The organism is Alcanivorax sp., assembly GCF_051117345.1.
GTDB lineage: Bacteria > Pseudomonadota > Gammaproteobacteria > Pseudomonadales > Alcanivoracaceae > Alcanivorax.
Genome location: NZ_JBNPEC010000013.1, coordinates 1 through 23,232, shown reverse-complemented (window position 1 = coordinate 23,232; position 23,232 = coordinate 1). Strand labels below are relative to the sequence as shown.

The following is a 23,232-nucleotide window of genomic DNA, read 5'->3' as shown; positions in this document are numbered from 1 at the left end:
CACAAAGGCCTTGGATCGGTGCAGTTCGCCTTAGGCTCAGTGCACCCTACGTTTCAAGCTAGGCGGTTTGTCGTAACGCCTTCTTGTCGATCTTGCCCACCGAGGTGAGCGGAATGGCATCCAGGAAGAACACTTCTTTCGGCACCTTGTACGGCGACATGTTTTCCCGGCAGAAGCTGTCCAGTTCCGCCTTCAGATCGGTTTCGTTCTTGTCGCAATCCGCCGTGCGTTCCACGTAAAGCTGCACGATTTCGTTACCGGGCCGATTGCTGTCCGGACGACCCACCACGGCGCACATGCCCACCCAGGGCAGACTCTGCACCTTGCCTTCCACTTCCACGGAAAACACCTTGTAGCCACCGACAATCAACATGTCCTTGCTGCGATCACAGACGCGTACGAAGCCGTCTTCGTCCATGACACCGATATCACCAGTGTGCATCCAGCGCTTGCCGTCGATGTCCTGCAGGGCTTTTTCCGTGGCCTCCGGCATGGCCAGATAGCCCTGCATCACCTGGGGACCAGCCGCGATGATTTCGCCGGGTTCGCCCAGAGGCATTTCTTTACCCGTATCCACATCCACAATGCGCACCTCGGTACCCGGCAGCGGGATACCCACATGACCTTCCTTGAAGTGCGACGCCGGGTTCAGGGTGATTACCGGGCTGGTTTCGGTCATACCGTACACTTCACAAAACTTGCCTTTGCCGATGACACTTTCCAGCCGCTGCACTTCTTCTTTGGCAAACGGCGCCGCGCCGGAAATGGCCATGCGCAGGTCGCTGAAATCCAGGCCCTTGAAGGTCTCGTTGACACACAGCATCTGGTACAGCGCCGGCACTGCCGCCAGCACCGTTGGGGTGCGCGCTTTCATCTCGGCAACGAAGTGATCGATATCACGGGGGTCGGGAATCAGCAGAAACGTGGACGCCGTGCGCAGCGCATTGAACACCACTGCCGCGCCGCCGATATGAAACAGCGGAAACGCGGAAGCCACGGTTTCCTCGCCGATGCGATAGCCGTAAAAGACATTGGCCTGCAGGTTGTTCATGAACAGGTTGCGTGAGGTCAACCTGGCGCCCTTGGGCAGGCCGGTGGTGCCACCGGTGTACTGCAGGTACAGCACCTGGTCCATATCCACCCGCGTGTTCACCGGCTCCACGCTGGCCGGCAGGTGGTCGTGCAGGGAGATCACCTGCACGCCCTCGTGCGTCTCTTCCAGGGCCTCGCCCTGCCCGGTCATCAGATCCATGGGGCCGGACACGATCACCGTGCTCAAGCTATCCACCTTGCCCAGCACCGGCGGCACCGAGGTCTGCCAGAACGGCATCAACGTCAGCAGTATTTTTACCTGCGCATCATTAGCCTGATGGGTAATTTCCGGCGGCGTCATCAGCGGGGAAATGCTGGTGCTGACCATGCCCAGCCGGGCCGCCGCAATAAAGGCCACCACGTACTGGGGCGTGTTGGGCATCTGCAGGCCCAGCACATCGCCGGCGCTGGCTCCCTGAGCGGCAAACAGGCCGGCCATGCGATCAGCCAGATTATCCAGTTGCCGATAGGTGATCGCCTGGCCGAGAAACACCAGTGCTTCCCGTTCCGGAAATTGCTGCGCGAAGTCACGCACGTAGTCGGACAGGGTTTTCTCGGGCAAGTCCGGCAGGGAATGCCAGTCCACACCCAGAGAGGCATAAGTGGACAGCCAGGGGCGGTTATCCGATGTCATAGCGGGCACCTTCCGGAATCGTGCTGAGGTTATAGGCGTGGGGGTGACGCTCGGCGTCGCGGTAAGACTTGCGTGCCATGGGAATCAGCCGCAGCTTTTTCGGTGTCAGGGCGTGGAGAAAGCGATAGACACCACACCACGCACGGAACAGTCGCTGGTCGGTTTTACTCCAGGGGATATGGAATTTTTCCCGGAACTGATGCGGCAAGGTGGCGCGCAGGTTGAAACGCATAAAGCGGCCCATCACTGTCAGGATAAGACGCCAGGCCCCATCGGGAATGCGACTGCCCGGCGGCTTGGGGATTTCCAGATAATGTTCCGGGCGCATCAGGTCCTGAACCACCTCGCCCCACTCCAGGCGGTCGCGGATGATGCCGTGGAAATACGCCCAGTAGTCGCTTTCCGTGGCGGGCAGGTCTTGGTCGCGAATGCCCATCATCTTGCCCAGCTGCCGCCACTCCACAAACATGGCGCGACGCTGCTCTGCGGTGGGCGACTTGCCCAGCAATTCGTGCATGCGGATGGTGGCGTCGTAACCGGTGATATGCACCCAGCTATAGGCTTCCGGATCCAGGGCGAAGTACTTGTTGCCGTGCTTGTCCACGCCCTTGATGGTGCGGTGCAGGTCACGCAGCTTGATGCCCATTTCGATGGCTTTCTGCGGGCGCGCATAAACGATGGGCCAAAGCAGTTCGGTGGAACGCTTGGCGCGGCCCCAGGGGTCGGTCTTGTAGACCGAGTGCTCGCCCACCCCGGCGTCGATGATCGGGTGCGCCACCTGCAGCACGAAGGCCTGGGGGAGCATCAGATGAAACCGCCAGGAGCCAAAGTCCTGCCAGGTGTAGGAATCCGGCCCCAGGGGCTGGGGGATCTCGCGCTGTGTTTCGGTGGCCGTCTGTGTCATGGCAAATCCTGTCGATTGCATCCTCAATTGAGACAAATAGAAAAATACGTCTCAATAGGTCGGACAGACAAGAGCATCACACAGATTTCGCGTTTCTGTTTAGACCGTTTCGGTCAGGGCGAGGAAGAAAATGTCAGGGGGTCAGCAGCGGGCGCAGATAGTCATTGGCCCACTGGCGCACACCGGCCTCGTCGGCCGGGTTCATCACGCCATCCGGCGACAGCACCATGGACTGGGTCAGGCGCAGCATCAGCTCGGCCAAAGCCTCGGAAGATTGCTTGCGGATCGCGCCCTTCTCCTGCTCCTGATCCAGCATGCCGGCCATATATAACCGGAAAAACCCCATCATCTGCCACAGACGCTGGGTGAGAATCGGCAGAATGGTTTCCGGCTCGGAGGTAAGCAACCGCTGCAACAGCGGATGGTGATGGGCCCGGGTCACCGCCAGCACAAAGGATTCCAGCACCCGTTCCACGCCGTTGTCGATCTGTGCCAGTTCCTCTTCGATCCTGGCCAGCTGTAGCTGGCACTCACGCAGGATCACCACCTGGATCAACTGGTCCTTGTCGGCAAAACGGCGGTAGGCCGTGGCACGGCCAATACCCGCCTTGCTGGCCACATCTTCCATGGTGGTGCGGCGCAGGCCGAATTCCACGAACAGGGCCAGACCCGCATCGAGAATTTTCTCGTAGGTCTTGTCGCCTTCCGGCACCTGCAGGTTTTTCAGCAAGGTTTTCGACGCGGCCGCGTTACGTGACATTCAGACTCCCAGTGTGTCCCCGGTGGTGTTCATGGCTTATACCCCATGGCCACCGTGGTCGGCAAATTCATCGGCCCCGGTTGCTCCGTAGATGGTTTGTTCAAAATCCTTTTTTACCACAGAGGGCACAGAGTTCACTGAGGATGAACAGGCTTTCCTTTGCTGTGGGCGCCGGTCTGCGAATAGCGGTTTGCGCGGTTCGCTTGCGAGCAAGCTCCTACAACATGGCTAGAGCTGGTGTCAGAAGAAACCTTTTTTCTCAGTGTTCTCTGTGCCCTCTGTGGTCAAAATCCATTTACGCCGACCGGGCGATGGCCATCAGGTGCACATCCGAATTGCCGAACAGGCCATCCGCCGCCGTTACCCGCTTCACATAATGGCCCACGCCCAGCTCATCGGTCATGCCCATGCCGCCGTGAATCTGGATCGCTTCCTGGGCGATCTTGCGCCCGGCCCGGCCCAGCTGGGCCTTCATGGCATGCACAGCCTTGCCGGCATCATGGTGGCCTTCCACGGTTTTCAGGGTGGCGGCCAACAGCAGTGAGCGGGTCTGCTCCATGGCGATGAACATGTCCACCATACGGAACTGCAGCACCTGGAACTTGCCGATGGGCACGCCGAACTGCTGGCGGGTCTTGCTGTATTCCACCGTCTCGTTGAGCAACACGGACAGACTGCCCACGGACTCCGCCGACAGGGCCAGCAGGCCGTCATTAAGCACATCCCGGGCGATGGCATAGCCGCCGTTCAGTTCGCCAATGCGGGCAGCCTCCGGCAACGTGACCTGATGGAAACGGATCTCTGCCCCCTGGCGACCGTCCACGGTACGGTGTGGCACACGCTCCACGCCCGCCGCGTTGGCATCCACCAGAAACAGGCTCAGGCCATCCTGGTCACCGGGCTCACCGCCGGTGCGTGCCAGCACCACCAGCTGATCCGCCTGGTCACCATTCATGACGCAGCACTTGGTGCCGTTCAGCACCACCTCACTGCCTTGCACGTCCGCCTTCATGGCGGTGTTTTCCAGGGTGAATACCCGCTGGTACTCTTCCGCGGCAAAGGCCACCTGCAGCTTGCCTTCCAGCAAGGCCGGAATGGTTTGCGCCTGCTGGGCCGCGCTGGCCCGGCGCAGAAAGCCGCCGCCCAACACCACGGTGGCGATATAGGGCGCCATGATCAGGCCCTCACCCAGGGCTTCCAGCAACACCATGGTTTCCAGCGGCCCCATGCCCAAGCCGCCATGCTCTTCCTCAAACGGCACGGCCAGCCAGCCCAGATCGGCAAACTGCTGCCAGGTGGCCGCATCCAGTGGCATCAGTTTTTTATTCTGGCGATGTTTTTCCACATCACTGTTGTCGCGCACAAACCGCTTGGCGCTGTCCGCCAGCATTTGCTGTTCTTCACTCAACTGAAAATTCATCGTTGCTCTCCATTCCCGGGCAGCTGCCGGTTCTCACCGTTCAAGCCTTCACCATGCAAGCATGGTTTCCCACAAAACCTGACACCGCCGAGAGAGCTTGTGGGAAGTCATGCTCGCATGACGAATCCCGGCCCCTCGGTCACCCTCAAAGCCCCAACACGGCCTTGGCGATAATCCCGCGCTGCACTTCATTGGAGCCGCCATAAATGGAGCAGGCCCGCGAGTTCAGATAATGGGGCATGGCAGTGAGTGCATACTCCGGCCCGATCACAGGCTGTTCCTGGCCCGGCACCAGAGCCTGGGGCTGCCAGATGACACTCTGGCTACCCAGGGTTTCTATGCGCAACTCGGTAACGTTCTGCAGCAGCTCGGTGCCCAAGATCTTGCTCATGGACGACAGCGCGCCCGGGTCCTTACCCGCCGACAGGGCGGACTTGATACGCATCTCGGTGAATTCCAGTGCCAGCACATCCGCTTCCAGAGCGGCAAACTTGTGCTGCCATACCGGGTCTTTCGCCAGCGGGCCAAAGGCGGTCTGCTGCTTCTCGGCCATCAAGCGGATCTTTTCCAGCATCACGTTCAGGCCCGGCGCATATTCCTGGCCACCGCGCTCGAAGGTGAGCAGGTACTTGGCCACGGTCCAGCCATCATCTTCCTTACCCACCCGGTTCTTCTGCGGCACGCGCACATTGTCGAAGAACACCTGGCACTGCTCGCTGACTTCATCCAGGCCGACGATGGGCTCGATGGTGATACCCGGCAGATCCATGTCCAGCAGCAGAAAGGTGATGCCCTGCTGCGGTTTGCCATCGCGGTTGGTGCGCACCAACGCGAACATCTTGTTGGCGTAGTGGGCGTAGGTGGTCCAGATCTTGGTGCCGTTGAGGATGTAGTCGTCGCCATCCTTCTCGGCGAAGGTCTTCAGGGAGGCCAGGTCGGAACCGGCGCCGGGCTCGGAATAACCCTGGCACCAGAAGTGCTCGCCACTGAGAATCTTCGGCAGATACTCTTTCTGCTGTTCCTCGGTGCCACAGCCGATCAGGCAGGGGCCACACATGTGCAGGCCCATGGGAATCAGCGGCGGGGTTTCGGCCCGCACCAGTTCTTCAGCAAAGATGGCCCGCTGGGTCACGCTCCAGCCGGTGCCACCGAATTCCTTCGGCCAGTGCGGCGCCGCCCAGCCCTTGTCGTTGAGAATGCGCTGCCAAGCCATGGCTTCCTTCACCGGCGCAAACACCGAGGTCACCATCCTGCCCGCTTCCCGGATCTCCGGGGTCAGGCTCTCCTCCAGAAAGGTGCGCACCTCATCGCGAAACGCCTTCTCCTGCTCCGGCACCTGCAGATCCATACCCTACTCCGCTGTTATCAGACTCAGTGGAACCAGTGTACGGCAGGCCCAATGAGACAATAATGACGATTCGTATCATGCCTCTGGCGCAAAGCGTCAAAGGTCCGCCCCTGCTCCACTCCGTCTCCAAGCTACCTCAAGCCGTTGGAGCCTTGTTCACAAGGCGAAGCTTGATGCCGGCACGGGCTTTCGCCTTGTGAACAAGGCTCCAACAAACCAACTCAGCTATACTGCTCCGATATTCCATGCAGACAGGCAACACCCGCTTATGAGCATCAACTGGTTCCCCGGCCACATGAACAAAGCCACCCGCGAGATCCGCGAGATCCTGCCAAAGGTGGATCTGATCATCGAAATCGTCGACGCCCGCCTGCCCTACAGCAGCTCCAACCCGGTGATCGAGAATTTCCGTGCCGACAAGCCCTGTCTGAAACTGCTCAGCAAAAGCGATCTGGCCGACCCGGCCATCACCCAGCAATGGCTCGAGCACCTGCAAAAAGACCCCACCGTCCGCGCCCTGGCCATCACCACCCACCAGCCGGAACCGATGCGCAAACTGGCCGATATCTGCCAGCAGATGTTCCACAAAAAGCGGGATCGGGCCACCACCATCACCGCCCTGATCACCGGCATCCCCAACGTGGGAAAATCCACCTTCATCAACACCCTGGCCGGCCGCCAGGTGGCCAGAGCCGGCAACGAGCCGGCAGTGACCCAACGCCAGCAACGCATCGAACTGGGCGGCGGCCTGATCCTGATCGATTCCCCCGGCATCCTCTGGCCGAAAATCGAGAACCGTAACAGCGGCTACCGCCTGGCCCTCTCCGGCGCCATCAAGGCCACCGCCATGCAGGAAGACGACGTAGCCCTGTTCGCCGCCGAATACTTCATGCAGGCCTACCCGCAACAGATGAAAGAACGCTTCAAACTCGATGACCTGCCCGAAGAAGGCGTGCCCTTCCTGGAAACCATCGGCAAACAACGCGGCTGCCTGGGCAGCGGCGGCCACGTGGACTTCGACCGCGCCGCCACCCTGCTGATCAGCGAATACCGCGGCGGCAGACTCGGCCAGCTCACCCTGGAAACCCCGGCCATGGCGGAGAAGGAGCATGTGAAGGTGGCGGAGATCCGCAGACTGAAAGAAGAGGAGAAGGAGGCGAAGAAGAAGGCAAGGAAGGCGGCGTATAAGGCGAAGGGGCTGAAATAGGTTGCTGCCACCACGAAGGCCTTCCGCTTCAACCAATGCGACAACTACTAACTAATGGTCATCGTCGACGAAGCCTTCATGCACATGGACGAAAGCCGCTCCAAGAGTGTCATCAACTACTTGACCAAAACCCTGGGGCTACAACTCATCTTCATCATGCCCACCAGCAAGCCTGGTCCCTTCCTGGACCTGATCAGCAACCAGTTCGTGTTCAGCAAAATCCCCAGCCTGGTAACCGTGGGCGAAATCAACACCCGGGTACTAGTGGACAGACAACAACTCAACCAGGAACGAATCAGCGAATTGTGGGAGCAACAAAGAAGAGTGATCCGCAAGCAGGTCGCGCTGGATTTCATGGATGAGCTCAGCCCATGGCCATGCCCATCTGGCTCAAGGACGAGCCGTGGCTGTCTAAGTGGTTAGGCTGGTTTCTGGATAAGCTTTATAAACTTGAAAAAGCAAAGTATTAAACATGAAACAGCATCTTTCCCCCCACAATAATCTCAAAATCGGGGCTCTAGCGGGCCTTCTTCACCCATGCCAGCTCTAGCTTTCATCGAGCCATTTCTGCGTCACAAGGGGGGGGAGCCTGAGCCCTGGAAGCTCGGGATTGAGGCACTATCCGCCTCTCTGCGCTAACGAGAGAGAAGGTTGGGGTTGATGCCCAGCTCAAGCACCATTTGGCGGTAACTCACGCCGGGGTGGGGAGTCTGCTTTGCCGCTTCACGCTTGAATTCGAGGCTATACTTCTTTCGATTGCTCATAAACACTCCTTGGGCGCAGTGTGCCTCTTTTTAGAAGAGTCGGCAGTAATAAGGGCTAAACCCGGTCAGAAAATTTTCAATCAGGTATATTTCTTAGTTTCCACTTTCCAGACCGTCCAGAGCCAACACGCTGAAAAATGTCCCTTTTCCCTTGATAAGCCTCAACATCAGAAGAGTGATAATAAATAGTTCTTCTTACGGTAGAGTGCCACTTGGCAGATAATGACCTCATAGTATTCTTGCTAATATAATCGTAAAGCTCTCTTAGGGAAGCCTCCCCGCCAAGATCTTCAAATGCACCAACAACCTCATTGAGCCAATTTTCGTATTCCCCCTCAATAATTTCCAACTCCGTTTTAGATGATTCAGAAAGCTTAGATCCAAGAAATTTTTTGTAGGTATTTTCAAACTCGCTCAGAGTAAAGATATATATCGAAAAACCCGTTCTTTTATTGAACTCAGCAGCCAGATCCGGACGAATCTTCCTAGACTCTACCCAGTCATCCTTTTGATCCGACGTAATAAATATTATATTTTTCTCATTTTTAGCCGCCCAGGAAATAAGGTGCTCCCATATAATTAGATCGCCATATTTTGATTCAATTGGATCGCCAAAAAAATTAACGAAGTCGGATTTGGCATCATCAGCGAATCCGGGCGGTATCTTGCAGGAATACCTAACAGCGCCATTTTCAATTATTTTTCTTAAATCCTCGCCAGAAAATGGGCTTGACACTTTCCCGGAAAACATTTTTGAAAATCGTCCATACAGTGAATTAAAACTTGAGTTTCTTTTTATATCACTCGTTTTTGCCTCAATTGATTTATGAATTTCTTCTAGCGACTCTCTAACCTCTTTTGACAACTCATCGAAAGGAGTACTATATCCACCAGCTCTAGCATTTCCGTTTAAGCTTTTCTTGAATGACGAGAACTTTTGTTTAATATCGTTAATTTTTACCTCGGAATCTTTTTTAGCCATCTCCTTATTTTTGCTCACCTCGAAGGCCACATAATGTGTAACAAAATGGCCAACTCTGCGCTCAATCTTTTCAAACAAACTCAAAACCTCTTCTCTAGAATTGTCAGAAAGACGATATAAATCTAGTATCGTACTAGTGTCGTAACTAACTGAAAAACCATCCTTAAGATCAATATCTTTTCCATAATCCTCGCGATAGGTTTGGAAAATTCTATCCATCGACAATCTCCCAGAACGCCAGATCTTTAATCTTGGACACTTTCTTTTTTCCATCCACAGATAAGCTATGGTGCTTCTCTAACTTACGGATTTGTCCTATAAAGTATTCTTCATCATTCTTCGTCTGGGTGTTGAATATTGCTTTAATCTCCTGAGACTTGATATTCGCCACCTGATGAATCACCCAAGACAGAATCAGGGTCGAGTAGTCATTATCTCCGGTTTTGAAGTGTGTCAATTCTTGCGTCGACAAAATCGTCCCCACTCCGAACTCACGACCTTCTTTAAGAATCTTCTTTAAGCTCTCGAAGTCTTGCGACATAAAGTTATCCGCTTCGTCTACGAGAATCATTTTGGATATTTGGCGATAATCTCCATCAAGCTTTGAGCTGCCCTGTTGATGCATCTGGGTATAGAAGAGATCGAGCGTAAGAGCGACCACAAGATTCTGAATGCTCGGGTCGTATCCGGATAGATTGATTACTGTCACGCCGTCGACCAAATCATAGAGTGACTTCGTTTTACTGCTATCTGGCTCAAAAATTTCAAAGCCAATCAGATCATCTAGAGCCGCATATAGTGAGTCCTGCTCAATTTTTTCCTGAGCCTGAAATTCTGCCCACACGTCTGCAAGGGTCGGCGGCAGCCTGCTCCACGTGCTCTTATCATGAGGCAGAATACCTGCTGCTTCATAAGCATCCATTACCAAAGTTCGCGCTTTGTTTTGCTGCTTAGCCCCCAATCCAAATGCTTTAGACATAGTTGTTCTGAAGAGATTCGCCGTATGCATTGGCAGCATCGGCCTATCTCCGAATATGGCTAGTGGATTGAACGGCAGATGGTAAAGGTCATAGACCTTAGCTCCTGTTGCATCAACAAAATCTTCTTTAATGTAATCAGCTTTGTAATCGAAGATCAGAATGCCAATAGGAGTACCACAAACGTTGTTATGCTGATTACGAACCAACTGAGTAATCACAGACTTAGTAAACTGGGTCTTTCCAGTACCCATGGTGCCGATGATACCGGTGTTTGTATTAAACAACTTTTCGGTATTCGTAGGTTCCCAAAGAACCGGTTGATTATTGGATACATCCGCACCAAACTGAATAACTAAAGGCTTTGTTGGCCCATTAGATGCGTATCCGGAATTTGTAGATGAAGGCTCCCCCACTTCCTGATACTCAATATCTGGCTCAGAATAAGAAGTACTCACCCAAACTTTAGGTTCAGGTTTATCAGCCCCCTTCAGTTTTCCTTGATCGATGGATACAACACTAACAGAATCACCAAGAATATACTTATCCGGTACAGCCAACAGCCGACCGGCCTGAAGCTCATCTTTCAGCTTCTCGTATGGCTCATGCACTAAGCCAGGGAGCTTACTCATGGGGATATCAATTTCGAGAACCCCGTCGATCTCTTCGTAGCGTTCAGTGACACAAGAATCTGTATTCAGATGCGCAACGACGATCCCTGCAGGGTAGTTATTCAGTTGTGCTAATTCGTAAGTGCCTTCCAACCACTCTTCCCGTGCGGACAACAGCGCGTCAAAATAGTCATCGCTGAATACTTTATAGAGCTGATACTTCTCCACTTGTAGTAGGACCTGGCGGATAAACAAACCACGATACAAGCGGCCCGCCAAATTTTTCTGACCTAGCAACTCCTCCATGTACGCTTTTAGCTCACGAGCCTGCTTTCGGGCTTTTTCAAAATTCGGGCGCGCCCCGGCCTTAGACTCCACCGGTAGCAGGTATAGCTTGCCGTCTTTAAAGCCGGCAAATAGAACATCATCAGAAATCGCGCCCTGTTTAATACTGAAATTATGCCGGGAGAAATCTGAGTCGCTCATTGCCAGACCAATATTACCCGCAACCCTGATCATCTCGGCAACGGACAAGGGTACCCAGCAGATATCAGACTTAGACAACATCGCAGAAACAGCTTTGTATGAAGCAATAACACCTTCTTTGCCGAGCTTCTCTTTGTGAGGATCGTTAACCATTTGCAAGAGCCACTCGCCGTTGAAGGCGTTGAACTCACGAATTAGGCTCTCACCCGACACTCCAAGCACACTGCGATACAGCTGTGATTGCTTAGTTACTGTAATGGCATCATACCCAGCGGAACTGGTGTATTGATCTGAATAATGAATCAGTATGACGTCATCTGTCTTAGCGAAGAAGTCCAGAGTCACTTTCGGATCAACGATCGTGACCCAGACAGAGCTATCGTAAGACTTATCCAACAGGCGTTTAACCGAGTCACTCACAGCAAGGCTTATGGCCGAGTGCTCGTGATAGGAATCACTACTCAAGCGCGAAGGACGCCACATCGCCCCGAATAAGCGCGCAATTTTGAGGTGCGGCCTTTCTGTACAATCAACACCCTTCAGACCAAACGCTGTAAAGTAAGCATCGTTCTCGCTTCGGGATGATTCACCATTCAATAAGCCACCACATGCAATGCCAGAAAGATGCTCATCAATGTTGTTATCCCGCGCATCCACAACTTGATTGTTCTTAAAGAATGTCAGGTGCGCATATGCTTGATGTTCGTTTTTACTATTTAGAAATTTACTAAAGGTCAGACGGGTACGCAGGACATCGACAATAGTGTCGGTATTCCGCTTGGCCTTACCTTTGTCGAGGCCGTATCTATCCTTAATATCGTCATAGGTTGCCATCTCGGCGAAAATATCAAATTCTGTTTCAATCTCTTCGTCGTCATACAGGTTTACATGAATGTAACGACCTTCTTCTAGATGCTCCATATAGTAGGCCAGCAGGCCCCGAAATAACTCATGATTCTCAGCATTATTAACCGAATTAATCAGCATTGGCGCTGAGGAGACGGTATCGAAAAGCCTTGAAAAGGTCTCGGTAAATTCTTCGATTTTGTGTCTAACTAATTTACTTATGTAATCAAAGCTACTGTCTTCACGAGGCACTATCTCGAGCCAGAAAGCATTTTCATCGACTGTTTGTGTATAGCTGTACTTCTGGTCTATATCAAACAGGTGCGGTATTAAACCACGGGCATTCAAACGCTTAAGAGTCACGTCGGGAAGAGCGCGAAAGCTTAGGTCATCGCCGTCTGCTTCTATGCTCTCTATGAGATAGAGATAGTAAGAAAGAATCAGGGGATGAAAGGGCGTCAGGAAGCTCTTAACTAGACCCTCTTCAGTATCACGAATACTCGCGGTACCCAGCTTCATTAAAAACTTAGTACAAGACGATAAGGTCTTACCTCGCTCGACTGATTCGAGACACTCGAGATAATCCGCCACGTAATTCTTGGCAAGCTTCACCAGCGAAGGGCCCCACCCTTCCAGTGAAGGCAATGTGCGACGCTTACCTGCTTTGAAGTAGTGAAGAAACGCCATGTAGCTTTGGTACAGGCTTTTTAGCTCAGCAAAGCCTTCCATAAGGGACGCTTCCTCTCCTTTTTCTTTTGAAGCATCCCAACACACTAATTCTGATGCAATGATTTCCCACTCGGCATCAAGTAACTGCTTGCGCAGGAATAGCTGCTGAACTTCTTGGTTGTCTACGACAACAGCACCCTTCGTCTCTTTATATACGCCATAGTAATCGTCATTAAACATATGACGGGTGCGCCCTGTATCCATAAGAAGCGGTAGTGTAAGAGATTCCTTTGCTGATTCCCCCTCTATCTGAACAGGAAGTTCAGTCTCCCCACTTTTCAGAGTAAATCGAACCTCATCAGATTCATCGTAGATCTGCTGATAATCGATCTTTCCTACTGAAATAACGTCGATAATCTCATCATTATTGTTTAATGTGACCGACGTATCTAAGTTCGGATTAGCCTCCAATACCTGAACATCTGACTGAATGATGAGTGATTGGCCACGACCAGTCGCTTTTATCAGATACTTGTTAATGATGTCGTCGAAGTAGAACTTCTCCGCCGGCAGCACAAGGCATTGGAATTTGAACTGCTCGCTGGAAATCTCTCGCCTTGTCCTCACGGAAAAGAACAACGGCTCCTGTGTCAGCTCACCTGAAATTGTGAGGGTCGTATTGTTGCCACGGGGTTTGTGGCTGAGCTCTAGGAGCTTAGCCACCCTCTTAGGCTGTATATCAAACTCGCTCTTTTCAGTTCTAGCACCTGCGAACTTAATATCCATCTGGAAGGTATTATGATCTACGGGAACCTCTAAGAGAATGTTCTGATCCCGCTGTCCAGCTGTGGTTTCCTTCTTACTCCGGCGCTGAATATTTCCGCTAGCAGTAGCAACATCGACAAATTCTAAAGCTTGTTTTTTCTGCTTTTGGATTTCTGTGACAAATTCATCATAAGTTAGACTCTTCCAGTCTTCACTATTTATAAAGTTATCCTTTATGAACTTTTCACCAAACCTGTTTAATCTATCTTCAAGCTCGGTAGGGTGATGCTCAAGCTCAAATTCAATTTCAGATCTGAGTTTTCGATTTTCTTCTAAGCGACGCTCTATCTGTCGTGGATTAGAGGGCGTCGCCCCTCCTTCCCATGAACTTGTCAAATGCGGATCGTTAAACAAGCCTAGCTCATCAAACCTAAGATCACCGTCAATCATTGATTCGTAAAGGCTTCTATATCCGAAAATACTGGCACCATCGGACGCGACAATTTTGGCTTGCAAATCGAGAAGGCACTTAGACGTTTGCCTGTTGGTCATACTGTCGTCGATCAGGCCTTCAAGAAGGTCTCTGATCTTGGAAACTGACCAAATAGCTCCTTGTTGAGCCAGGTCAAATGTACTGTTCGTAATAGTATCGAGCGCACTGTTGTGTACCATAACTAGCGCTCTCTCATGATCTACAACAGCATCTCTGAGTTTCGCCAAATAGTTATCGCTATAGCAACCTTCCTCTACCATTTTTTCCTCTGCGTGCCCAGCGATTAGCACCTGAATGCCGTTTACGTTCAGATAACTAAGAAGTGTCTCTTCGTCTTGGACAAAACCATCGGCAGCATCTCGCAATGCTGCCAATAAGCGCACGGTGTTCTCAGGGTCTGTTGAACGAAACTGAAAGCGATCACCTGGCTTGATCCTTTCCGCCAACCAAGTTTTTAGGTGACTTACAAGAAAACCTTCAAATTGTTTTTCGGACATATACTGCATCCCCACTGTCGCTCATCCGCTCAAGATTCCCTACTCGTTCGTAAAATTCTATTAACGCTTGCTGAGACTGCTGATCAAACCAAACCCCTCGACGCTTAAACTCTTCAATTAACTGCTGATACTGAAGCTTTTCTTTGTTTCCCACTGCCAAATTCGTCAGCAATAACAGGTAGTCCTGATTCATAATCAGGACTCGTCCACCACGTTTACGGTTTTGGATAAAATGACGAGCTACTTCAGTTTCGAAAGATGCAACTACTTTTCTGTTTACCGTCAATTGACTAGAACGTGGCTGGCTAAATATTTCATTTGCTGTTGAGACTATAGCCTTGAATACATCTTCCGGTGTGCTTAGTTCTCCACTCCAAGGTTTCCGCCCCCGAGTCGCACGATAGCGTTCAAGAAAAGACGTTAATCCCCTTTGAAGTTCACTCTTCTCTTTCTCCGGCACCCCCTCAACATACTGATAATGTTTCCATAACGGATACCGAGTAGCTTCTTTATTATCAGGTTGATTTAGGTACTCCAGCGCAGATAAAACTGGAAAAAGGTCGTGTACATAATCGACCAGAGAGCTCAAAGCCTCACGAACATAGGTACGCTCACTACTGGCTCGCTCAGTATCCATGATGAAATAAAGTGGCTTGCTGGTTGGCTCAGTACGCCAGCCACGAAGATTCATCGCCAACTGTGAGCTATATAGAAAATTGTACAATCCCACAAAAGACTTCAAATTCTGCATCATGTACTCAGGGTATTGACACAGCAGCGATATGTCTTCAGCGAAAACTTCGCCCATGAAAGGAAGATAGTCTTCTGTTGCATCCGATGAAGGGAGCTCGCAAACACACGATTCGAATTCCACGATCAATTCCGCCTCAAGAAAGTTTAGGTTTTCAGGAGACTTCGGCGTTACTTCGGATCTAGAAAGGAGCATATTCCCCAGTACCGTACCGACATGCCGGGTATTGCCAGCTGATGCACTACCCGCCTTGAATAACATGAATTCGGGCGAGACCTGGAAGAGGCCCTTCGCATCACTATCGAAGTACATATGCTGCAAAAGGGTTTCAAACTCTTCATCCGCGATCTTTTTCGATAATCTCTCCATGCTCTTCTCGGCATACTTACCAAGCGAGACCCCTTTCTTTAACTCTTTGCGCCAAGCGACAGACAGCAACTCACCCGCAATCGCCATAACATCAGGGTCGCTAATGCTTTCTCCACGTTGCTGGCGAAACGTGAGGAAGTGATTCACGAAATTTCGGTCTTTAATCGCTACAGAAGCTACATTTTGCAAATTTTTTATCAAACTCATTGGCTGGCCTCCACTACAAACTCATCGTCCTCAAGTCGAAGAGACCAATCACCGTCTTCCCTATGAAAATATAAAGTTTCATTTTTTGAAGCTATTCGTGTTATTTCCTCAACAACCTCCTCAAGAATAACCACTGTGTTCTTATCGTGCCTATTAGGTCTATAACCCGCGAGGATTCGCTCTGTCAGCTCCAGAAAGGAGACAGTAATTGGAAATGGTTCTACAGATTGATCGTCAACTTTAATGGCAACTTTAAAACTATGTATCTGACCAGAATCAAATTCCCCGAGCGCCTTTGAGTCCATACCGATACCAACTTTTGCCGATATCGTCACACCGTTACGCTCAGCAATGTAAAATCCGTCACCTACCAGATTTGGGACTAGCCTATTCGCAAACCTGACAAGACTTGCGATTAGAGTTTTATTGTAAAAATCTCTCAGCTTCTTCTTATCCGACAACGAATAATGTAACTGCCAGATATTAATATAGTCTTCAAGCAAAACATCCTCGAAGTCCAAAGAGAATCTCTTGTGATAATTATTACCTAAATCCACACCCTGAAGAACATAGAATGCCCGCACCCAACTACTCGGCGACATTTCCTTGGCGCCATAACGGTTCTGATACTCAACCTTGAAATCGTCAAACTCTTTATCACCAATTCCAAGTGAACACTGCACAATGAATTCATCTATTTTCTGAGATCGCCGCAAACAAGGGTCAATATTTGACAAACTTTCTGATAGCCCGCCAGCGTTTGAAGAGAACAGGTTATCAAAAAGTATGGAATCCCCCATGATTAGATTATGAACAAAGTCAAGAATGGCGCGGGCAGAAAAGAATTGATCATATTTTAATCGAACATAAAGCAACGCTTTCACTATTACTTTTTGAACACTTTCTTCCTGTAGTATCCGATAATTCTGGTATTCGATACGCTGATGATCTTGCTCATCACTCAAATAGGCTAAATATAAAGGGTTGTCCTTTTCCCTAGCCGCCACTTTGGCAAGAATCTCAGAAATAAAATTCGACCCGACCTGACCTTCTTTCAAACTGAATTTTGGATAATCCTCAAAACTCAGAAAGTGATAGCCACCAAAAACCCTTTCACCTTTAATAAACCGGCCAATAGCCTTTTTGATTCCCACATGACGATCTGCGCCAGCATTCTGAAAGTTGAACATCATCCCAATGTTAATGCCCACAATCAGCGGTTTATCAGATACCTCATGCTCGTCAAAAAGCTGATTAAGCGCATCTACCGCATTTTGGTCAGGCTTGAAACTATGGGTAGCATCAAGATGAAACCGATATTGGTTTGAATATTTTTCGTAGTGACGCCGGAGGATTTCGGACTTTCCATCTCCGCTTGATCCGCAGAGAAAAAGGATGCTATTTGGAGATAATTTAGATCCTAGAGCTTCAATAAATTGCTTTTCAATATCTGTTTCTACATACAAATATGACCGAAGCCGTTCTATTTCGTCTGATGATTTTTTTAGGGTTGATACCGCTTGCGCAGAGGATCTAGCCAAGATTCCCACAAGATCTTGAAAATTCATAAACCGTCCTTGATGACTGCCATATAGGCACTACACACTTGTTAAGCCGCTCGCTCTCATTTTTATTTTGAACTCAGCCATGTCACGTACCACAAGAACACCTAGTGTGTTGGTGGATGCTCATCCAGGCCTGAAGCTTAAGCAACAAAGCCTATGTTTTGGCTGACAGGAAATTAAGTAACAGCACATAGCCCTCTTATTTTGTGTCAGCCTCTCCATCTCGTCTTGAATCTGAAAGCTCCAGGCCCGTAGTGGACGTTTATTGAAATAAAATTTAACTTCCTGTATATTTTGACTTCCATCCTTCGTATGGTACGCTCAATGAACTTGGATTTTTCACACACATTTCCTGCCGCTCGTGGAGTTCAGGCAGGGCGTCCCTGCTATGTCGCTATGTGCCCTATGCGCCTAGTCCCCAAAATTTTCGTGTTCGATGAAGCAGAAGTCCCTCCCGAGCTACGCGCTCAGCGGACGTTAAATAGATCTAGGATCCCAGAGATATCAACATATCTTACTGAAAACCTTAGAGATTACACGTTGTCAGCAATTACAGCATCCGTTAATGGACAGGTCAGCTTTGAGCCCTCATCGGATACTGGTCTAGGGCAAAACTTAGGCATGCTATCAATACCTATGGACGCTCAGATTTAAATCAATGACGGACAGCATAGACGTGCCGCAATCGAATATGCCATACAAGAAAACCCTGAGCTAGGGTATGACAATATCCCTGTTTTATTTTTCATTGATGAAGGACTAGAACGCAGCCAACAGATGTTTGCCGATCTCAATAAACATTCTGTTCGTCCCAGCGATTCTATTAGCACGCTTTATGACCGTCGTGACACTCTTTCTGAGCTTGCCCGAATAATGGTCAAGGACGTTAAAGCCTTCTCCCGACTAACAGAGATGGAAAAATCAAGCATTTCAAATCGTAGCACCAAGCTTTTCACACTTAGCGCTATTAAAAACGCTTCCAAGTCTCTCCTGTCTAAAGGAAAGGGCGACCAGATAGACGACATTGAGACAGCCCTGGCCTCAGCATACTGGAATGAAGTTGCGGCCAACATGCCAGATTGGCAGCTTGCTTTAGAAAAGAAGACTTCGACGTCGGAACTTCGGGAACAATATATACATTCCCACGGCGTTATGCTTCAAGCCATGGGCAACATTGGTTCCGATCTCCTAGTTCGCCCCAAGAAACATTGGGCAACCGCCCTTAAAGGCCTAAGCAAGATCGACTGGGCTCGTGCCAATAATGCTTGGGAAGGCAGAGCCATGCACCATGGCCGCATCAGCAAAGCCCGCGCAAGCGTCATACTAACGGGTAACTACATCAAACAGCAGCTGGGTATTGCACTCACGCCCACAGAACAGGAATACGAGGAGTCGCTCAAGAAATGAGCTCCGAGGAACAGTTTCTTTACCCAACACACCTAGACATGATCAAGGAACTCTCCCTTGGGAACCGCCCGCTGGCGGATCTCGTGAGAGAAATCCAGTCTATCTACGCACTGACGATCGCCCATGGATTATTGGATTCAGTGGAGGCAAGGATTCCACTTGTGTCTTGTCACTGGTTTATATTGCGATTCAACAGCTTCCCAAGGCCAAGCGGCATAAGCATATCTACGTCGTTTCGTCCGACACCCTAGTCGAAACACCTGTCGTGGTGGATATGATCAAGCAGGTAATGGACCGGATTAATGCTGCTGCCACAGAAGAGGAGCTCCCCTTTTCGGCCCACCCTGTTGTTCCCAAGACAGACCAAACTTTCTGGGTTAATTTGATTGGGAAAGGGTATCCTGCGCCAAATCAGACCTTCCGCTGGTGCACCGAACGGATGAAGATTGATCCGGTCAGTGAATTCATTCTCGACAAAGTAACCAAATTTGGTGAAGCCGTCGTAGTTCTTGGTTCCAGAAGCCAGGAAAGCAACTCCCGGGCCCAGGTGATTGCCAAGCACAAGATTGACGGCTCCGCACTGAGCAGGCACAGCTCGCTACCCAATGCCTATACCTATATGCCGATAGAAAGCTGGTCGGCAGACGAGGTCTGGGAATACTTAATGAGTGCCTCCTGCCCATGGGGTGGCACCAATCGTGAGTTACTAGAACTTTACAAAGGCTCAAACCAAGGCGAGTGCCCTCTTGTTATCGATAAAAGTACACCATCCTGTGGAAATAGCCGCTTCGGCTGCTGGACTTGCACCGTAGTGACGGACGACAAGGCGCTTCATGGCCTGATTGAATCCGGCGCTGACTGGATGAGGCCGCTTCTTGATTTTCGAAACAAGCTTTATCAGTCCCGACAACCAGAAAATTCGAAGGAATACAGAAACTTCAAAAGACGCACCGGGCGAGTCTCATACAATACCGGCGACATTAAGGATGACACAATCCAGGAAGTGCGCCATGTGCCCGGTCCGTATTGGTTAAGTACCAGAAAAGAATTCTTGCGTGAGCTTCTGGAGATCGAAAAAACGATTAATGATAATGGCCGAGAAATCGAGCTAATTACCCGACCTGAACTTCATGTGATCCGGCAAGAGTGGCTCCGTGACCCCAATGAACCGGATTGGGAGGATGCACTTCCTGGGATTTATCGAGAAATCTATGGCGAAGACTTGGACTGGATCGAAAACGATGCAGGTGCCTTTACCAAGGCCGACAGCGCGATTCTTGAAGAGCTTTCTAAACGATATGAAATTCCGGCCGCTTTGATTAGAAAACTACTGGAAGCGGAGCTCGAGGTGTCCGGCCTCGGCAAGAGAAGAGGCATCCTCCAGCAGCTTGAATCCATCCTTCGACAGGATTGGGAGGGACTGGATGAGATCAACGAGCGCAACGAGGGACTTCGCAAACTTGGTCGCAGCCATGTAGACGAAGTCCAAAGAGAATTTTCTGAGTTTTTGTCCTAATGCTTATAAAAGAGCTGGTTCTAAACAACTTCCGCGTATACTCAGGCGAAAACCGTTTTGATCTCGCGCCGCGCAGAAGATACGGTAGAACCCGTCCAATCATATTATTTGGCGGTCTGAATGGCGCTGGAAAAACCAGCATCCTGTCTGGTGTGCGTCTTGCTCTATACGGCCGGGCCTCACTCGGGCCTTCTGTATCCCATATAAAGTACGAGGAGTACCTGAAAGACTCGATTCACCGCAATCGAAGTACAGGCCGCTCTGGTAACGAGGCTGCAGTCGAGCTTTCATTTTCTTACGCGAAACTTGGTGTCGATAGCGAATTCCATGTTCGTCGCACATGGCGTAGCACCGCAAAAAGCGTAAAAGAAAGTCTTCAGATATCCGAAAACGGAAAACCAATTAAGGGTCTTAGTTACGAGCAAGCCCAGAATTTTCTCAATGAGCTAATTCCGATTGGCGTATCAGATCTGTTTTTCTTTGACGGCGAAAAGATTGCAGAACTCGCCGATGACACAGGCGGTCGTTCCCTTGAAAAGTCAATTAAAAAACTACTGGGATTGGACGTGGTAGAGCGGCTTTCGGGTGATTTGACTGTACTCAACCGGAATATAGCTCGAAAATCCTCCAAAAAAGAGATTGAGAATAAGATAAAAGACGAACAGAAAGCCCTTGACGGGCACCGGAACAGGATTGAAGAGCTAAGAAATGAAATTTCTTCTCTCGGAGCAAAACGTTCAGAGGTAGCACTGCAGGAAAAGCAGATACAGAAAATATTGGAAGACCGAGGTGGTCACTTTTCAGTATCTAGGAAAGACATCGAGGAGAAAATCGATTTTCTTAATAATAAACGTCAAGATATCACTGCGAGCATCCTTTTATATCTTGGCGACGCCGCGCCGCTGGCGCTTAGCGATGTGTTTACAGCGAGACTTGAAAAACAAATAGAGAGCGACCTTGAGACACTTTCAAAAAAACAGGCGATTGAGAACGGGGCCGCCTACCGAAAGAGCTTGAAAAAAACGCTAAAAGGAAAAATTGAGACTGAGGCTCTAAAAAAAGTCGATGCTGCATTTTCCATGCTTTTGGAAGAAGCGAATTCCGCGCAATCGGAACCCATGCACGACATGACGCCGGCACAAGCCAGCCTGATTCATTCCAGCCTTCGTCAGGGTGCTGACCAGGCGGCCCAGATGCGGAAGCTGTTTTCTGATCTTGAGAATATCGAGCAACAACTTGATGAGCTCGGGGCAGCGTTAGCCAGGGCTCCAGATGACAGCCTGATCCAGACAGACTTCGAAAATCTCCAGCTGGCTCAGAGAGAACTTGGTGGTGTGGATGCTCAACTTGAGAGTTTTCGAGCTCAAGCTCGGGAGGAAGCCGGCAAGGCTGTAGAGACAGCGCGGCGTCTGGACAAACTATATGTGGAGGCTGCCCGCTCTAGCGATCAACATCGTGTTCTGGATTACATCGGCAACGCGAATGAGCTACTTTCAGAGTTCGTAGACCGCACCGCAAAAGAGAAAATAAAGGACTTGGAAAAGCAGTTCACGGAATGCTTCTCTAGGCTTGCTCGCAAAGATGACCTAAATCTCCATATCAAGGTTGACCCGGAGACCTTTAACGTACATCTGATTACCGCTGATGGGCTTCAAGCTGCCAAAGATGAACTTTCCGCGGGGGAAAAGCAGATCTTCGCTATATCCATTCTCGAGGCTTTGGCGAAGACGTCAGGACGGCAATTGCCAATGATTGTTGATACGCCTCTTGGCAGGCTTGATTCAAAACACAGAGGAAAGCTGATTGATGGCTATTTCCCCAGTGCGAGCCACCAAATGGTGATTCTATCAACGGATACGGAAGTCGACGAATCATTCTATAAAGCCCTCTCACCTGAAATATCAAGGGCCTATAAGCTTGAATACGATTCCAAAGCCGGTGCCACCAAGGCGTTCGAAGGCTACTTCTGGCAAACCAAGAAAGCGGGATAATAGCTATGCTCCCAACCAGAATTCAGTTAGGCAAAAAGACCTGGGACCGCCTGCAATACCTGCAAACCCAGACGCGAATAACGCCTAACATTACCGCACGAGTTGCAATTTGTATGGCGTTACGGGACATCCGCACGGCTACAATCAACACTTCAAAGCCTGAGCAAACGCACACAATTAACCGAGACGTTCTGTTTGGTGAGCACGACCGGACTTATGAAGCCATGATTCGGCAATTCCTCCACGAACAGAGTGTGGATGCAGATATTCAGGCAGTGATTCGGTCATTAATCGACAACGGTCTACACAAGCTTGGGCATCTGAAGAAGTTCTCCGATTTGAAATCGGTTTTTGATAGCACTGCCGCTTAAATCACCAGAGTGAACACAGGGACACTTGCCAGGTGCCGCTCTAGTGCACCTGGCAGGATCAGATCCAGATACTGTTGAGAGCTTATAGTTCGCTCCAGTAATCCGCCCTGTCCGCTTTGACCCACCGCACACCGCCTCTCGGGTCGTTCACATCGCCGTCATAGCGAGGAATCAGATGGCAGTGCATATGCGGCACGGTCTGCCCCGCAGCTTCGCCGCAGTTCATACCGATGTTGTACCCCGCCGGAGCGTAGTGTTTATCCAGGTAGGTTTTGGCCTGATTGATCAGATGGTTAATTGCGGCCTGCTCCTGATCCGTCAGGCTGAACCAATCGTTGGTATGTCTTTTGGGAATGATCAATAAATGACCTGGAGAAACGGGGAATTTGTCCTCTCGGACATAGGCCAATTCGTTATTTATTTCTGTGCCATCTCCTAAAGCTACTGGCACAGCACAAAATGGACAATCCGGCATCAAACTCCCCTTTTTCTTTGCCCAAGTATTCCTTACCTGAAAGCTATTCATTTTTATGTGCTACACATCTCACACCACATAAACGCTACGAGGTTTCCCTTACATTATTTGTCGTACATTGCTGC

The 23,232-nt window shown here is 50.4% G+C and carries 15 protein-coding genes and 2 pseudogenes; 6 read left to right on the top strand and 11 right to left on the bottom strand.

Features of this window, described 5'->3' with window-relative positions; genetic code table 11:
- Positions 1-58: 58 nt before the first annotated feature.
- The 5 genes from ACFE0K_RS01220 to ACFE0K_RS01200 all read right to left on the bottom strand — a co-directional run bounded on the left by ACFE0K_RS01220 (position 59) and on the right by ACFE0K_RS01200 (position 6,158).
- Complete coding sequence (locus ACFE0K_RS01220) at positions 59-1,726, bottom strand: class I adenylate-forming enzyme family protein (protein ID WP_434534323.1); 1,668 nt, start codon at positions 1,724-1,726, stop codon at positions 59-61.
- Positions 1,713-2,630: an oxygenase MpaB family protein gene (locus ACFE0K_RS01215; RefSeq protein ID WP_434534322.1), complete on the bottom strand. Its 918-nt coding sequence runs from the start codon at positions 2,628-2,630 to the stop codon at positions 1,713-1,715. Before ACFE0K_RS01215 ends, ACFE0K_RS01220 begins: the two co-directional genes overlap by 14 nt.
- A gap of 133 nt (positions 2,631-2,763) precedes the next feature.
- Entirely contained in the window at positions 2,764-3,390 is a 627-nt protein-coding gene (locus ACFE0K_RS01210) for a TetR/AcrR family transcriptional regulator (protein WP_434534321.1), read from the bottom strand.
- A gap of 295 nt (positions 3,391-3,685) precedes the next feature.
- Positions 3,686-4,810, bottom strand: a complete 1,125-nt coding sequence (locus ACFE0K_RS01205) for an acyl-CoA dehydrogenase family protein (RefSeq protein ID WP_434534320.1) — start codon at positions 4,808-4,810, stop codon at positions 3,686-3,688.
- A 145-nt stretch (positions 4,811-4,955) separates the two neighbouring features.
- Positions 4,956-6,158, bottom strand: a complete 1,203-nt coding sequence (locus tag ACFE0K_RS01200) for an acyl-CoA dehydrogenase family protein (protein WP_434534319.1) — start codon at positions 6,156-6,158, stop codon at positions 4,956-4,958.
- 268 nt (positions 6,159-6,426) lie between these two features.
- On the opposite strand from ACFE0K_RS01200, the gene ylqF reads away from it, so the two are divergent.
- Both ylqF and ACFE0K_RS01190 read left to right on the top strand, forming a co-directional pair.
- Positions 6,427-7,365: a ribosome biogenesis GTPase YlqF gene (gene ylqF / locus ACFE0K_RS01195; protein ID WP_434534318.1), complete on the top strand. Its 939-nt coding sequence runs from the start codon at positions 6,427-6,429 to the stop codon at positions 7,363-7,365.
- A 54-nt stretch (positions 7,366-7,419) separates the two neighbouring features.
- The gene (locus ACFE0K_RS01190) at positions 7,420-7,788 is read left to right on the top strand and encodes a hypothetical protein (RefSeq protein WP_434534317.1); all 369 of its coding nucleotides are present in this window, start codon (positions 7,420-7,422) and stop codon (positions 7,786-7,788) included.
- Positions 7,789-8,003: 215 nt separating this feature from the next.
- Here the strand turns inward: ACFE0K_RS01190 and ACFE0K_RS01185 are convergent.
- The 5 genes and pseudogenes from ACFE0K_RS01185 to dptF all read right to left on the bottom strand — a co-directional run.
- A pseudogene (locus ACFE0K_RS01185) lies at positions 8,004-8,129 on the bottom strand (transposase); the annotation flags it as partial.
- Positions 8,130-8,205: 76 nt separating this feature from the next.
- Positions 8,206-9,330 (bottom strand): PIN-like domain-containing protein, encoded by a 1,125-nt coding sequence (locus ACFE0K_RS01180; protein ID WP_434534316.1) that lies wholly within the window; start codon positions 9,328-9,330, stop codon positions 8,206-8,208.
- Positions 9,323-14,455 (bottom strand): DNA phosphorothioation-dependent restriction protein DptH, encoded by a 5,133-nt coding sequence (gene dptH / locus ACFE0K_RS01175; RefSeq protein ID WP_434534315.1) that lies wholly within the window; start codon positions 14,453-14,455, stop codon positions 9,323-9,325. Before dptH ends, ACFE0K_RS01180 begins: the two co-directional genes overlap by 8 nt.
- Positions 14,436-15,782, bottom strand: a complete 1,347-nt coding sequence (gene dptG, locus ACFE0K_RS01170) for a DNA phosphorothioation-dependent restriction protein DptG (protein WP_434534314.1) — start codon at positions 15,780-15,782, stop codon at positions 14,436-14,438. Before dptG ends, dptH begins: the two co-directional genes overlap by 20 nt.
- Positions 15,779-17,350 (bottom strand): DNA phosphorothioation-dependent restriction protein DptF, encoded by a 1,572-nt coding sequence (dptF, locus tag ACFE0K_RS01165; RefSeq protein ID WP_434534313.1) that lies wholly within the window; start codon positions 17,348-17,350, stop codon positions 15,779-15,781. Before dptF ends, dptG begins: the two co-directional genes overlap by 4 nt.
- A 309-nt stretch (positions 17,351-17,659) precedes the next feature.
- On the opposite strand from dptF, the pseudogene dndB reads away from it, so the two are divergent.
- From dndB to ACFE0K_RS01145, 4 genes and pseudogenes are all read left to right on the top strand, one after another.
- Positions 17,660-18,754: pseudogene (gene dndB, locus ACFE0K_RS01160) on the top strand (DNA sulfur modification protein DndB).
- Positions 18,705-20,270: a DNA phosphorothioation system sulfurtransferase DndC gene (gene dndC / locus ACFE0K_RS01155; protein ID WP_434534312.1), complete on the top strand. Its 1,566-nt coding sequence runs from the start codon at positions 18,705-18,707 to the stop codon at positions 20,268-20,270. The pseudogene dndB and the gene dndC overlap by 50 nt, the downstream one beginning before the upstream one ends.
- The gene (dndD, locus tag ACFE0K_RS01150; protein ID WP_434534311.1) at positions 20,270-22,261 is read left to right on the top strand and encodes a DNA sulfur modification protein DndD; all 1,992 of its coding nucleotides are present in this window, start codon (positions 20,270-20,272) and stop codon (positions 22,259-22,261) included. The genes dndC and dndD overlap by 1 nt, the downstream gene beginning before the upstream one ends.
- A gap of 5 nt (positions 22,262-22,266) precedes the next feature.
- Entirely contained in the window at positions 22,267-22,632 is a 366-nt protein-coding gene (locus ACFE0K_RS01145; RefSeq protein ID WP_434534310.1) for a DndE family protein, read from the top strand.
- Between the two features lie 82 nt (positions 22,633-22,714).
- On the opposite strand, the gene ACFE0K_RS01140 is transcribed toward ACFE0K_RS01145, so the two are convergent.
- Positions 22,715-23,158: an HIT family protein gene (locus tag ACFE0K_RS01140; protein WP_434534309.1), complete on the bottom strand. Its 444-nt coding sequence runs from the start codon at positions 23,156-23,158 to the stop codon at positions 22,715-22,717.
- Positions 23,159-23,232: the final 74 nt, after the last annotated feature.

What these genes read in the sequence shown, in the direction of transcription:
- ACFE0K_RS01200 (WP_434534319.1), bottom strand. Translation starts at nt 6,158, where the DNA reads ATGGATCTGCAGGTGCCGGAGCAGGAGAAGGCGTTTCGCGATGAGGTG.
- ACFE0K_RS01180 (WP_434534316.1), bottom strand. Translation starts at nt 9,330, where the DNA reads ATGGATAGAATTTTCCAAACCTATCGCGAGGATTATGGAAAAGATATT.
- ACFE0K_RS01205 (WP_434534320.1), bottom strand. Translation starts at nt 4,810, where the DNA reads ATGAATTTTCAGTTGAGTGAAGAACAGCAAATGCTGGCGGACAGCGCC.
- dndD (WP_434534311.1), top strand. Translation starts at nt 20,270, where the DNA reads ATGCTTATAAAAGAGCTGGTTCTAAACAACTTCCGCGTATACTCAGGC.
- ylqF (WP_434534318.1), top strand. Translation starts at nt 6,427, where the DNA reads ATGAGCATCAACTGGTTCCCCGGCCACATGAACAAAGCCACCCGCGAG.
- ACFE0K_RS01210 (WP_434534321.1), bottom strand. Translation starts at nt 3,390, where the DNA reads ATGTCACGTAACGCGGCCGCGTCGAAAACCTTGCTGAAAAACCTGCAG.
- dptH (WP_434534315.1), bottom strand. Translation starts at nt 14,455, where the DNA reads ATGTCCGAAAAACAATTTGAAGGTTTTCTTGTAAGTCACCTAAAAACT.
- dptG (WP_434534314.1), bottom strand. Translation starts at nt 15,782, where the DNA reads ATGAGTTTGATAAAAAATTTGCAAAATGTAGCTTCTGTAGCGATTAAA.
- ACFE0K_RS01145 (WP_434534310.1), top strand. Translation starts at nt 22,267, where the DNA reads ATGCTCCCAACCAGAATTCAGTTAGGCAAAAAGACCTGGGACCGCCTG.
- ACFE0K_RS01215 (WP_434534322.1), bottom strand. Translation starts at nt 2,630, where the DNA reads ATGACACAGACGGCCACCGAAACACAGCGCGAGATCCCCCAGCCCCTG.
- ACFE0K_RS01220 (WP_434534323.1), bottom strand. Translation starts at nt 1,726, where the DNA reads ATGACATCGGATAACCGCCCCTGGCTGTCCACTTATGCCTCTCTGGGT.
- dptF (WP_434534313.1), bottom strand. Translation starts at nt 17,350, where the DNA reads ATGAATTTTCAAGATCTTGTGGGAATCTTGGCTAGATCCTCTGCGCAA.
- ACFE0K_RS01190 (WP_434534317.1), top strand. Translation starts at nt 7,420, where the DNA reads ATGGTCATCGTCGACGAAGCCTTCATGCACATGGACGAAAGCCGCTCC.
- ACFE0K_RS01140 (WP_434534309.1), bottom strand. Translation starts at nt 23,158, where the DNA reads ATGAATAGCTTTCAGGTAAGGAATACTTGGGCAAAGAAAAAGGGGAGT.